The organism is Bifidobacterium imperatoris (assembly GCF_002860405.1).
Classification (GTDB): domain Bacteria; phylum Actinomycetota; class Actinomycetes; order Actinomycetales; family Bifidobacteriaceae; genus Bifidobacterium; species Bifidobacterium imperatoris.
Genome location: NZ_NMWV01000042.1, coordinates 1 through 13445, shown reverse-complemented (window position 1 = coordinate 13445; position 13445 = coordinate 1). Strand labels below are relative to the sequence as shown.

Below are 13445 nucleotides of genomic sequence, written 5' to 3'. Positions count from 1 at the left end.
GCAGCTCGCGCGACTGCTCCGAATACCGCTTCGGCCGCTCCGCGGGCGACATCGACGGCCTGCCGCGCCCGGCTTCCGTGAGTCTGCGTCTCGCGGTGCTCCTGCCGATTCCCAGCACGGAGCACATCTCATCGAGGATGCGTCCCTTGTCCTTCTTCGACGCCTTCATGTATTCATCCCTGAATCTCAGGGTGACCTGCCGCTTCGTCGCCATGCTGATCCTGTCTTCCATAAGACAAGCCAAACAGGACCGATACCGTTCGCGCTCATTCCCGATGAGGCACCACCACACCCTACGCGCTCAAAAAACGTGAGGCACGTCGACCTTAATCGTGATACAGTTAATTTCAATACACTTAGTGGGAGGGTGTGAATCGAGACCATCTGCCAGCAATGGCTGATGCGACGCAATTCCTTAGGTAAGTTGCCTTTCATCGCCACGCAATTCGGCAAGTGGTGGGGCAACGATCCGATTGCACGTGAACAGACCGATATTGATGTGATCGCGGCCGAGCCGCAGGAAAAGAACATTCTGTTCGACGAATGCAAATGGCGCAATACGTTCAACGAGACTGAGGCCATTGAACGATTGCACCGACGTGCGGACCTAGTACGTGGCTACCCAGCTGAAAACGCGCGATTCATGTTGTTCACCAAATTACCGGTCTCAGAAGTCACAAGAAAGCGGTACCAGGAGGATGACTCCATGACGTTCATCTCGGCGAGTAACCTGTATACAGCGGAATGACTGTACTGTTTCTCCGCGTTGTTCATGCATGAGTTAGGGTTTGATGTGGCCTTGTTCAGCGCGGATTGGAGGTTTCTGATGGTTCCCATCGAGGACGTGTACGCGCAGATCCGCGAATTCGCTGCCGCTGCCGGCGTGCGTAAGGTGATACTTTTCGGTTCTCGCGCGAAGGGAACGGCGCGACCCAAAAAGCGATATCGATCTTGCTGTATCCGGGTGTCCTGATTTCAATACTTTCGAGGATCATTTGCAAAACGATCTGTGGTCGTTGCTCAAGTTAGATGTCATTAACCTCGATGAGCCGATTTCCGAGTTGTTGCGGAGGAAGATTGAGCGTAGCGGAAAGGTCTTATATGAAAAAGTATGAAAATTATGTCTCCGCAATGACTCCGCACATATCTATGATGAGGAGCGCGCACGGCGTCTGGTGAATACCGTAATCACGGATTATATTCCTGAGTTTGAAAGGGTAAACGCAGAGCTTGTTGCCCGGTATGGCGATCAGCTGGTTAAGTAACTACTTAGCTCTATTGCAGATGATTTCATTGCGGATGATAACTATACTGTAGCCATCTTACCCACTGGCGCGTCCCTCCATAGTATCGGGCTGCCTCCGCGACCGGCATGCCCGAGAGGATCGTGTTGACGATGGCCTTGTTACGCAGGAACTCGCTGCGAACGCTCCCGTTGTCTTCGATGGATGGGTGATGCCGACTGCTGCAATTGTGTATCCATACACCGGTCAACAATCAACAGACCGTAAACCATGCCTCAAGACACGCGTCAACTATCCGCTGGGATTAGACAGATTCTGTTATCCTTTTTAGAACCTTTTAGATTGTTTTAGATTTGAGGGAAGCTATGGTGAGCGCAAGAACGAATCCTTTCAAACCGAGTGCTGGTCATCTTCCTCCAGTATTGATTGGACGAGATCTAGTCCTTGATGATTTTCAAGAGGGATTGGATAACGGGTCTGGAGCTCCAGGGCGTTTGATGAGAATCACAGGGGCTAGAGGTATTGGCAAAACTGTAATGCTAACGGAGTTCAGGCGCATAGCTGAACAGCGCAGCTGGCAGGCCATTAGCGAAACCGCTTCTGCTGGCATGGCCCAACGATTACTGAGCAAGATGCAGCCGCAGAAAGGGAACTTCAGTTTTTCATTTGAGCCTTCGGTGAGTGTTTTTAATGTTGGCGGCAGTCTGGGTGGAATGCGCTATGAGAGGGATTCCATGCCTTTGACGTTGCGTGAAGCCATGAGTGCTCGTTTGGATACGCTCGAAAAGCGTAATGCGGGATTACTGGTGACGATTGATGAAGCCCAGGCAGCAGATAGATCGGATATGGTAGCTGTGGCAACTGCAGCGCAGCATCTCATCAGTGAGGATCGTAACTTGGCTTTGGTCTTTGCCGGACTTCCCTCGATGTCTTCTAAATGGTTGAATGACGATGTAATGACTTTCTTGCGCCGTGCACAGCCGGAACGACTTGGCGACATTCCTTTAGAGGAAGTATCGAGTGCTCTTGCCGATACTTTCCATGCTTCCGGAATTATTCTGAAGGATGAGCCGCTCCATATTGCTACACAGGCGACGGCGGGTTACCCATTTATGATCCAATTGGTTGGATACCATATCTGGCGGGTTGTGCGACGTAATCATGATTTGTCTGGCCCCGTCGAGGTGTCAATCGATGAGGCGCAGGCTGGTGTGAAGGATGCGATGAGCCGCCTGGGAGATACGGTTCACGGCCCTGAACTGGATGGTCTTTCTCCTATCGATAAAACATATCTGCTGGCTATGGCTCAGGATGATGGGCCTTCATCGACGTCAACTATTGCCGAACGCATGGGCAAAGATGTGAAATATGCCGGTATCTACCGCATTAGATTGATCGAGGCGCAGGTTATTGAGGATTGCGGGTATGGGAAAGTGGATTTTGCGATTCCGTACCTGCGCGAATACCTCAGAGAACATGCGGCATATATCCGCATGACCCTTGGACTGTCTGAAGAATAGACGAACTCAGGTTTTGGCGGGAATGACAGCCGGCAGACATGATTCAAGATTGGCGAGCAGCCCTTAGCGGTGAATTCGGATTTTCGTCGTTATGCTGGATAAAACGGCTGGATGGGAGGATTGGCCGGATTAGGGTGTATCGACTCTTTTCGGGTTGGGGGCTTTCTAGTGGCGTAGTGAGCCTTGCCGGCTTGTTTAAGTATCAATTTTTCAAGTGCCAAGTCCGCTATTGACGCGCAAACGCTGCTGGATGCCGTTCGGAGCGTACGGTGTCCGAGTATGTGGCGATGTTTGAGAGCATGTTTGTTATTGATCCGGTGAAAGGATGGGTGCCTCCAGCTAGAGATCCGAAACGGCTTCAGGTAAAGGCTCGCTGTTATTTTGCGGATGCGTCGACGAATCTTATACGTCTCAGGAACAAGCTGATGAAGAATCCGAGTGCACGTGCTAGAGAGCCAGGATTCATGGCTGCTCTCGTGGGCATAGGCGAGTACGCCTATCAGCGAGATGATGGTATCTATGTGATTCCAGTTGGAACGCTAGGCAAGTGGTTACTGGGCTGAATATAGATGACGGATCGACAGACAGGGGGGATGCAAGGGCATTACCAGGAGATAAGATGTGGTCTGTTTTTTGTTCCGCCTCTACTACGAGACGAAACAAAAAACAGACCACATCATTGTCGTCGCAGATGATACCGAGAAGAACGATATGCGGCCGACTATGATGCATGCCCAGAACCTGTCTATTGCTTTTTAGTCAAAAAGACGGCTCATAAGTTTTATGATGATTTGTCTATCTTTGTTTAAATCAAATTTTCTTGCAAAAATCATCCCGCAGTGAACGAGTTCATCATAATCATTTATGGTGAAAGTATAGGGGCTGCCTCTCAACCAATCGATATGTCTCAGACATGATTCGGATGAATCATCCTCATTGAACCTGTATATACGTTTCTTGTAATCGGGATTATTGAACGCAAGAGTTTGCATGAAGAATTCATCAGGACTACGAGTGTTCCTAAATAGCTTCTCTATGTAATCCTGATGGTCAAGAACGTATCTTGCGAAATCGTCAGGAATGCTGAACCAGTTTGCTCCTTTTTTAATCACAATGTCATTCGGTATACGATTCAAACGAATTAATCGTTGAAACAGGATGAAGATTTTTTCAAATACTTTATAAATAGAAAAAGTATGATCTCTATTGACTACACAGAGTTGTTTTTGGAATAAGTGATAGTAGCGTACAAAAGGTAATGTTAGTTCAACATTTTTGGGCGTAGTGAAATGAATGAAGATATCGTTCCGATTTCTTAACATGGTATGGATTTCCCTCTGAGTCTTCAGGGGAAAATCCATACCGGATATCAGATGGTAGTAATTGTACTTACCTGTCCGAGTAGCAAGGCGCAATAGATTCAACTCACATTGCACTTGACTGTATTCCGCCCAATACACATTAATTCGATTACAGAAATAGAGCTGAGAAGAAACAGGTTTAACAATCTCATTCGGATTGATTTTAGATTTAGCATCGAGATGAAGGAAAATATCACTGAATTCCGAATCTAAAGATCTAATCAGATAGTTAAGTTGTTCAAGATTGTTGTGTGCCATGAGCAGGTACGCCTGCTTATCGGATTTATCAGTCATTTACTATACCCTCGATATATTCAAAAGCTTCTTCGCGGAGTTGTGCAAGCGCTTGATCCGGTTGGGCGTAATCAGGGGCTATTGACAGATCTGCACGGAGAAGCGAGGGAATGGTTTTGTAGCGATCTGTGAGTTGAAGCTGGGTTAGGAACGACACGGCTCGATCATCCTTGGATAAATCATTATGCCCAGAATCGATGTACCAAAAGTTCTTATGGAAAATCGTTGAGAAAGCTGTTCCATGGAAGGAGGTAGTGAAGACAATCTTTGCGTATTTCATATAATTCAAGAAGGCTTCCGGGCCATATTTCTTCACCAAGCGAATCTTGTTCTTCCAGCAGCAACGAAGAGCCCATTCCTTAGGTTCAAAGAAGTATACCGGCATACCGGTTTTTTTGGATACCTGGTGGAGGAAGGACGCTATCTCTTGTGAGATGCTGAAGCAGTAATAGAAGATGTAGTCGCCTTGGATAATGGGGGAACTTCCGAGTTGTACTGTCTTCTCCCATTCTTCTTGAGAAAGCAACATGGTGGGGTCCACGCAGAGTGAAACCTCTCTACCGGTGGCTGCGGAAACCCATTTCCTTGCATTCTGTTCTCGAACCGAGATTTTGTTAAATTTCTTGACAAGATCAAGGTAGTGATCCTTAAGCGAATTATCTGCAAAAGGATTATTGGCACCGAAGCTTACGGCATAGGCATATCGCTTGTTGGAATCAGAAACAAAGTTGAGATAATACGCGTCATCGGCATCCATGCAGTGGATATTCCATACTTGATCGCTGCCAGTGATGAATTTCCGATACTTGGAATTAGTGGCAGTCAATTCCTTATTAGAAGTGTAGCCATCTTGTGACAGACGGAAATATTTATGCTCAAACGCTTCGTATGCGGCAGCCTGTTGCTGAATACGATTATAAACAGTGGCCCAAAGTGCATTCTTTATAAATGACTTCAAGCCGGTGACTTTCCAAAAAGTGCTGTACATTTCTTTTTGTCCCTGATTGGAAAAATCAAGAATATCATTATCGGCACCGTATTTGTCAATTAGGACTCTTTGAAGAGCTAATGCCTGGAGCATAGAGCCGCAGTTATAAGAGTTATGGAATGTGATTGTGGCAGTTTTGTCATTGCGGGACATTATTATTACTCCTTTTCTTTGATTTACAAATTAGATAGATGCATGTTTTGGCAAATGCGGATTCATATTAATATGAAGAGTTTTCTTTAACATGGAAATGAATAGATCGTCTTTAATTGCGATGAGATAAATCAGAGACCCGATTCCATAGATGAAGGCACCGAGGAGAATCTGAACGACCAGTGTGATAAGCGTTGAGCCGAGAATGTGACCGACAACCCAAACAGCTATCCCCATTAAAGCCCCTATCGGGAAGAACACAATTCCCGATTTCAGATATTGAAGAGTTGGGAATTCTTTTCTGGTAAATATGTATTGAACACAGAATACAGAAAGTTCGGCTAGGATGGTACCAATCATTGTTCCTATTGCTTGTAGGTGGGGTATTAAAAGCAAATTTATGGAAATATTGATAGCTGCACCAACCAATGTCGAAATGACGTATGGCATATCTTTTTTATTGGGAATCAGATACTGAGTTCGTAGGATGTTAGCCCAGATCATAAAAATAAGACTAAAGCTTAAGCCAAATATAATAGGTGAACTTCCTGTGAATTCGTCTCCAAAATAAACTGGAGCGAGAACATTGCTAATTCCAGCAAGACCAAACGCCGCACCACAAACAAGCATAGTGAAGTAGCGGAACGAAATGGCATTGTATTTCTTTATTTGATTTGAGTCACCAGATGCGATGAGATTGGAAATCCTCGGCAACATAACCGTACCAAAGGCAGTAATGAGACTTACCGGGATATTTACGATTCGTTCCGCATTATCAAATAGACCAACCTGGGTCATATCAGACATGGCGCCAAGCATAATCTTGTCTAAGACCTTATAAATGCTATAGGCAATAGCAGGTATAAATAAGACTATTACTGGCTTGATGTTCTTTTTCACCTCGTACCACTTTGGCTTGCAGAATGGAACAAATTTATGAACATTCATCCAAAGATAGATTTGACTTAATGAAGCTCCCAGAGCCATAATTAGTGTGTATAGCCACAAATCATCACGGTTTTTGACAAAAATAAAAATCGAACACGCGGTCGCAACCTTGATTATGGTATTTCTAATGACCGTAATCTTGAATTGCTCAAGACCGAAGAACAACCAATTTATATCAAGCAAATAAGATATAACGAAGAGAATATTAATATAAGCAATTATTTTATCGCCATTAAATAAGAGAAAAGCAAAAACGGTATATAAAAGAACCGCGATTCCCGTACTGATAAACTGAATTGCATATATATTCCAAAATGTTTGTGCGGTCTGTAACTTGTCTGTTCGATGCAACGCAATGCTTCGACTACCATGATTCGTGATACCGAGCATACCTACAAGGCCAAAGTAATAAGAAATTGAATAAACGTACGAATACGTACCGAGGCCAGCGGCACCAAGGACTCTTGAAACATAAGGGGCTGTAATAAGAGGAAGCAATATGACCAGTATCTGATAGGCCATATTATAAATAAGATTCTTTTTTAAACTTGTCATAAATATCCCATTTAAATCTAAATCAAATGACCGTGCCTGATCGAATAGTCACATATACTCATATAAGCAAACATGAGGAATAAACAAAAATTTGTTGTATATATTTCAACAATGGAAGCAAATAGGTATATTACAATTCCCCACCAAATAAAGGTCCTATTCCTATTCAAAATATAACAATAAGAATTCTTGACAGAAATCAGGAGACAAATAAAGATACATAGTGCCGGAACTCCCCCCATAAGCAAATAATCCAGGTACAGGTCATGGGCAAAAATATCTTTTACCAAATATGATAATTTCAAATGTACATTACCTGATAATGAATCAGTAATTCCAGTTCCAAGAATTAGGTGCGACAAAATACTTTCAATTGCGGAATCCCAAATGTATGTTCTATCGGAGAGTGTTAAAGACTTATGTAAAACATCGACAATAAGAAAACTAAAAATATTCTGGATTCGAAAGACAACAATACCTAGGAAAGAAGCAAGCAGCACAATTAAAGATAAATTAGGACTTATCGTTCGATGTTTTAATTCGAGTAAACAAAGAACAATAAATACAAACAAAACAATAAGTCCCGTGCCACTACCGCCAATAATCAATTCCAATGTACATATGAGGCTCATAAACAATGATGTCTTCGTCACAATTTTGTTGTAGCTTCTGTACGCTGTTTCCGCATTAAAGAACAAGCAGGTCATAATTGGTGCAACCATTTGATTTTTAGCACCAAATAAATAATAATATGATACTGTGTCTGAACTTACTGTCTGAAATAGGCCTTGTGGGAAGCATAGCATCATGACAAGGTTTACAAGAACAAGTATATTAAGACCGTATGTTACCCCCTTACATATATTTAAGGTTTCCACCGGGCTATGCGACCATACAGAAAATAGTAAAAATGGGTATAAAATATATAAAGATAACTGTAATACCGCAACAACATTCGTATTATTTACTATAGCGGAACATATAAATGTAAATATAAGTGCAATAATTAAGTATATCTTTATATTTTTAGTTATAAAGCTAAAGGCGCTAGCATTTATCAATATTAATGCAATACATATGGTAAAGAAGAAAAATCTAGAGAACTGAACAACTAGGCCGAGTGGCGGGTATTTATATCCAATTGCATTTTGAAAGAAAGGGATAATTGCAAGTGCTATAAATACTATCTGAAGATTCTTGCTAAATTTCATCTCATCCCCAGTTAAAACTTTTTCCTTGTATTTTCTTTACCAATTTAAAGAGCTTTATGGATAAATAAACGATACCAATATGCTTGATTTTAAGAATTTTCAGAAAGATGTTATACTTTCCGCTAAGTTTTACATCCAAATTAATAAAATCATTTAAATATTCTTTTTTATTGACTTCATTCAGTAAGATACGTAAATCGCTGGATTCCAATAATGAAGTATAGAGAATACGCAACTTTTCTTTATAGATTATATCCATTGGATAATTTCTTTGATTGAATATTTTATTCAATTGTTCAAGTTGCGACAATCTGCGATCAAGGTTCTTATTCCTATTTGCCGTGACCTGTAATCCGTTATTGGATAATTCATAATTATATAGAGGCGAAGAAAGTGTCTTATAATTTTTTTTACTTTTTTCACAATAATCTACAACAAATAGAAAGTCCTCACCCATATCAACGGACGTGTCCATTATTAGATTATTGCCGTCGATTATACTGCGGCGAAATATTTTATTCCATAGAGGATTGAACGCTTTTGCTTCTTGCAGTTTTCCTATAAATTCATATAGGTGATCATTCGAATATGTTTTGTCATCAAGCCTTTGTTCAAAAGCTTGTTCCCCATTATTGGATCGTACTTTGTATCCGCATGCCACCAAATCTATGTCGTCTTGCATATTAGAGGTCATCTGCGAAATCATTGTCGAGCTCATTTCATCATCTGCATCCATAAAGCAAATAAATTCACCGTTTGCTCGTGACAGCCCGTAGTTGCGCGCTGCGCTTGGACCGCTATTGTTTATGTGCAAAACCTTGAGTCTATTGTCCTTATCTGCTAAGGCCTTACAAACGTTCAATGTCGAATCAGAGGATCCATCATCGACTACAATTACCTCGAGATCTGTATATTCTTGGCTAAGCGCTGATTCTATCGCTCTTGCAATCGTCTTTTCAGCATTATACGCAGGAAGAATGATTGTAACTAAAGACATTTAGTCTCCCCTCATATGGATATGTTATATAACCATTGGCTGTATTGTCCTTATGGTTCTCCAGTACTATCCAATATAATTCTCTTATTCAGCACATAAAATTGTGCATAATAACTTCGTACTACAAGTGCTTAACTCTTAATTATTTTATTCTTTGACGTGTCATTCTGTCTCGTTTGTCTAGAATAATGCTGTAGTCAGGAACATCTTTTGCAATTAATGTCCCTGCACCGATTACTACATGACTACCAATCGATACGCCATCTAAAATGACAACGTTGCTGCCTATCCAACAATCATCGCCAATTGTTATTCCGCGCTGTTGAACTCCTTGGCTTTTTATGCTTTCATTCGAATTGCTAAATACATGATTTTCCGCAAATAGGCTACACTTTGGTCCTATCATCACATTATTGCCGATGTAAATACGACCAGAACATCCTATATACCCATGAGGGCCAATTGAGGAATTGTCACCGATAGTTATTCCATATCCGTAATCGCCGCCATAATAGCTTGATGGACGAATCATAGTGGCGCGACCAATAGTGACGTCGTTGCCAAAATTTAAACCGTTAGAACACAGTCCCTGTATTTCTGCGTAATCTTCAAACTTTACGTTTTTCCCGCAACGCACATTATGTGCATGGGATATGGTGACGTGTTGTCCTACCAGTAATAAGCCATGTGCTTCGCGAAGAAATAAACGAATCCACAATCCACGTATAAATTTGGTGCCTGTGCGCATGAGAATGATGAGTTTGTCAATGTTTGCAATATTTGAATCGAAGCTCATCGAATCAACCTCTTCCCGAAGTGGATTGATAGATACTGATCAGTTGTTGATAGTTATTTTCAGGTGTGTATTTGTCCTCATAATCCTGACGAGCATTTATGCCCATTTTTTTGCATAGCTCTGGTTTTTCCCAAAGACCACGAATGGATGTAACCCAACCGCGCATATCTCCCAATGGAACTTTCACACCGTTGATACCGTCATTGACTGCTTCCACAGAAAACCCCAAGTCGGTTGCTACAAGCGGCAATCCAAGGCTTTCGGATTCAATCTCGACCATCGAGCAGCCCTCGTACCAAATCGAGGGAAACACTACAAACTCTCCGGCTTTCGCAATAGCCATGCATTGTTCATGCGGCGTGTACCCAAGGAAATAGACATTCGGCTTCTTATCCGCCCAAGCTTTGAACTCGCTTTCCAGCGGGCCTCCGCCCATCACCACGAGCGGAATATCGTCAATCTCATTCCAGATACGTTGAAGTACACGAATGCCTTTCTCTGCACCAATACGACCATAAAAAACTGCATACCGTTCAGGCAAGCCAGATACATGCTCAGCAGCCATATTCGCCTGAGCATCAGGAACAAAATTATATTTCTTTACTATCTTCGACGAATCGAAGCCTATACCCTTTAACAAGTCAATCTGATTCTCATTGAGACAAATGTATCGATCGATTTGCTTATAAAAGCTTCGACGGACGCGGTGGTACTTGAAGATGCCCGCCACGAGAAGACTCTGCAGACGAGATCCCTTGAAACAGGCATGGCGAGCCATCCGCAGATAATGACCGTCACCACATTCATTGCAAATCTGTCCGTCACGCAGTGAGGTCGCCACAGGGCAGACGAAACGAGTATCGTGCAATGTAGCCACCACAGGCACACCCATACGCTTCGCCGCATACAGAATCGACGGAGACAATAGCGGGAAAAATGTATGCACATGTACTATGTCGGGATGGTGCTCACGAATCAGAGAAGTCACCGCCCGGTAGTTCTTAAATGACCACAGCATGCCGAACGTAGCGGCCAACTTACCTGCTGCACCCGCCTTGTCGAACTCATCATTCGACACTGTATAACGAATTACTTCATGACCATGTTCCTCGAGCATACTGGTTTCGCTCTTAAATACCTGATCGTCACCGCTTGCAGAACCCGAACGATGGAAATTGTGAATGGCGAGGATTTTCATCATCTCGCCTCTCTATTTCGTCTCGTTGAGGAAGACGTTTTTGTATTGGTCGGCGATGTGTTGCCAGCTGTACGCGTCAGCGATGCGTTGCTTGGCCTTGACGCCGAGCGCGTGAATCTCGTCAGGAGTCATGGCATCGGCACTGTTGATCAAGGCAGCCAGGTTGCCGGGCTCCTTGGACCAGTACAGAGCAGCGTCCTGCGCGACCTCACGGTTGAAGCCCACACCCAAAAGTAGGTTCAAGTCCGTGGAGGCCAACGCCTCCAACAGGCTCGGGTTCGTGCCGCCCACTTCATGCCCGTGGAAATATGCGTATGCATCCTCACGAATCTTCATCAGGAGTTCACGGTCGTACACGGTGCCCACGAACTTGATGCGAGGATCCTGGTCGAAATGCGTCTTCTCCTTCAACTCCTCGAGGAACTTGTCGGAAACATTCGTTACCAGCGCAAAGTCCCGTTTCGAACTGCTCGCCATGAACTCGCGGATCATCGTCTCGTAGTTGTTCTCCGGCACGAAACGGCCCACCACCAGATAATACGACTTCGGGGAGAGCCCCTTATCGCGGAACCAATCCATCAGCTTCGGATCGTCGTCCGCCAGTTCGCTCGCACGCGCGTCCGCCCCGTACGCGATGAACGTGGTCTGCGGGTCATACGCCGCATACTCCTCGCGGATGTACCGCTCCATGTTCACCGAATCGCACACCATCAGGTCCGCATGCTTCGTCATCATCTGCTCGGACAGCTTCCAGTAACGACGCACCGGCGCGCTCCACTTCGCACGCATCCACTCATGCCCGTCCGGGTTCACGTACAACTTGCCACCCAGCTTATGGATCACACGTTCGAAATGCGCAGCGAACGGGCCGATACGGCATGCTAACACATACACGATGGGATTCTCGATACGGTTCGCGCGAATGTAGCGCACGCACTCGTTCAACGCAGCAACGTCATACCAAATCGCCTGAGCCGGGCCAATCTGCGGCACCCTCACCCTGAAGCAATCCGCGTTATGGTACAAGAAACGACCCGACTCCGACACCGACTTACACGCCACGTGGTACTTCAACCCCGGCTCCGAAGCATGACGCTCCGTCAGACGATCAACGAACGTCTCATAACCACCGTAACTACCCGGAATCCCCTTCGACCCCACAACGAACACATGCTGAACCGATGACACCACGCTCATGCCGCAACCCCCACAAAACTGACATAACGGGCGTTATCGGCTTAATTCGTTCGAAGATATGCTGGGAAGCTTGATGGCAAGAATCCTATTTTTCGTATTTAAGGTCTTAATGACATCAATCTTCGAGAGATTGAATCGTGCATCTTTGAAAACCTTCTAGATTCTTTTGGCTCCTCTTAGTGTTGTTTGATCCCTGAGTCCTCCCTATATCAAGCACGATGCAAGCGCTTAACCACCCGTTTTTAATGTCTAGAACGTGGAATATGTGTTAAGAAATTGTTCGCAATCTCTTTTGCCGGGAGTCCCATAAACATTGTTATTCTGCGGTTTATAAGCAAAAAATGCATGTTCCCCCGTGTCTCATTTCCAAGGGTGACAGACACCCCCGTAGGTTATACTGCTCTGTAGTTTTGTCGTGAGGCACAGTTGTGCCGCAGGCAGGGAGGAAGAACCGTGGAGAAGAGACTGTTAGCCGATAACGCCCGTTATGTCAGTTTGTTTGCATTCATTGGCCGCATCATCTGAGGTTTTGCCGGATGAATGTTCCTATCCGAGTAGCTCAAGTGGTTGGTCGCATGATGGGCGGTGGCGTGGAGGCCACGGTGATGAATCATTATCGTCATGTCGACCATGACCGCGTGCAATTTGATTTCATCGTGCAGGATGATTCGACCGTAGTGCCGGCCGAGGAGATCGAATCTCTGGGCGGACGAGTGTTTGAGATTCCCTCCTACAAGCGTCTGCCCGCGTATATGAAAGCGTGTGAACGTTTGTTCCGCGAACTGCGTCCGTCGATCGTGCATTCGCATATGAATTCCCTGAGCGTCTTTCCCTTGAAGGCAGCCAAGGATGCTGACGTACCAGTGCGCATCGCGCACAGCCATTCCACGAGCAATCCGCGTGAGTATGCGAAGACCGCTATGAAGATGGTGTTGCGTCCGTTCTCCCGCGTTTATCCGACACATTATGCAGCTTGTTCACGC

The 13445-nt window shown here is 44.5% G+C and carries 11 protein-coding genes and 3 pseudogenes; 5 read left to right on the top strand and 9 right to left on the bottom strand.

The features are described 5' to 3' along the window. Positions 1-232 (bottom strand): annotated as a pseudogene (locus Tam1G_RS11045) (integrase catalytic domain-containing protein); the annotation flags it as partial. 141 nt (positions 233-373) lie between these two features. On the opposite strand from Tam1G_RS11045, the gene Tam1G_RS11040 reads away from it, so the two are divergent. From Tam1G_RS11040 to Tam1G_RS11030, 4 genes and pseudogenes are all read left to right on the top strand, one after another. Continuing rightward, on the top strand, positions 374-748 hold the full coding sequence (locus Tam1G_RS11040) for a DUF234 domain-containing protein (RefSeq protein WP_341352519.1): 375 nt from the start codon (positions 374-376) through the stop codon (positions 746-748). 78 nt (positions 749-826) lie between these two features. Beyond that, a pseudogene (locus Tam1G_RS11750) lies at positions 827-1115 on the top strand (nucleotidyltransferase family protein). Positions 1116-1127: 12 nt separating this feature from the next. Further along, positions 1128-1265 (top strand): annotated as a pseudogene (locus Tam1G_RS11990) (nucleotidyltransferase substrate binding protein); the annotation flags it as partial. A gap of 344 nt (positions 1266-1609) precedes the next feature. Further along, positions 1610-2764, top strand: coding sequence for an ATP-binding protein (locus Tam1G_RS11030; protein WP_101626559.1), 1155 nt, complete (start codon positions 1610-1612; stop codon positions 2762-2764). 755 nt (positions 2765-3519) lie between these two features. Here the strand turns inward: Tam1G_RS11030 and Tam1G_RS11020 are convergent. From Tam1G_RS11020 to cps2T, 8 genes are all read right to left on the bottom strand, one after another. Further along, positions 3520-4419: a beta-1,6-N-acetylglucosaminyltransferase gene (locus Tam1G_RS11020; protein WP_101626558.1), complete on the bottom strand. Its 900-nt coding sequence runs from the start codon at positions 4417-4419 to the stop codon at positions 3520-3522. Then, entirely contained in the window at positions 4412-5560 is a 1149-nt protein-coding gene (locus tag Tam1G_RS11015; protein ID WP_101626557.1) for a polysaccharide pyruvyl transferase family protein, read from the bottom strand. The genes Tam1G_RS11020 and Tam1G_RS11015 overlap by 8 nt, the downstream gene beginning before the upstream one ends. A gap of 30 nt (positions 5561-5590) precedes the next feature. Beyond that, entirely contained in the window at positions 5591-7063 is a 1473-nt protein-coding gene (locus tag Tam1G_RS11010) for an oligosaccharide flippase family protein (protein WP_101626556.1), read from the bottom strand. Positions 7064-7080: 17 nt separating this feature from the next. After that, complete coding sequence (locus tag Tam1G_RS12125) at positions 7081-7695, bottom strand: O-antigen ligase family protein (protein WP_423220497.1); 615 nt, start codon at positions 7693-7695, stop codon at positions 7081-7083. A 580-nt stretch (positions 7696-8275) separates the two neighbouring features. Then, entirely contained in the window at positions 8276-9271 is a 996-nt protein-coding gene (locus tag Tam1G_RS11000; protein ID WP_101626554.1) for a glycosyltransferase family 2 protein, read from the bottom strand. 142 nt (positions 9272-9413) lie between these two features. Further along, positions 9414-10067, bottom strand: coding sequence for an acyltransferase (locus tag Tam1G_RS10995; protein WP_101626553.1), 654 nt, complete (start codon positions 10065-10067; stop codon positions 9414-9416). Positions 10068-10071: 4 nt separating this feature from the next. Beyond that, a complete protein-coding gene (locus Tam1G_RS10990) occupies positions 10072-11268 on the bottom strand; it encodes a glycosyltransferase family 4 protein (RefSeq protein WP_101626552.1) in 1197 nt (398 codons plus the stop codon). A 9-nt stretch (positions 11269-11277) separates the two neighbouring features. Then, positions 11278-12462, bottom strand: a complete 1185-nt coding sequence (cps2T, locus tag Tam1G_RS10985) for a beta 1-4 rhamnosyltransferase Cps2T (protein WP_101626551.1) — start codon at positions 12460-12462, stop codon at positions 11278-11280. A 536-nt stretch (positions 12463-12998) separates the two neighbouring features. Here cps2T and Tam1G_RS10980 point away from each other — a divergent pair. Then, positions 12999-13445 (top strand): glycosyltransferase (locus Tam1G_RS10980; protein WP_165781999.1); only part of this gene is annotated, 447 nt, incomplete at its 3' end.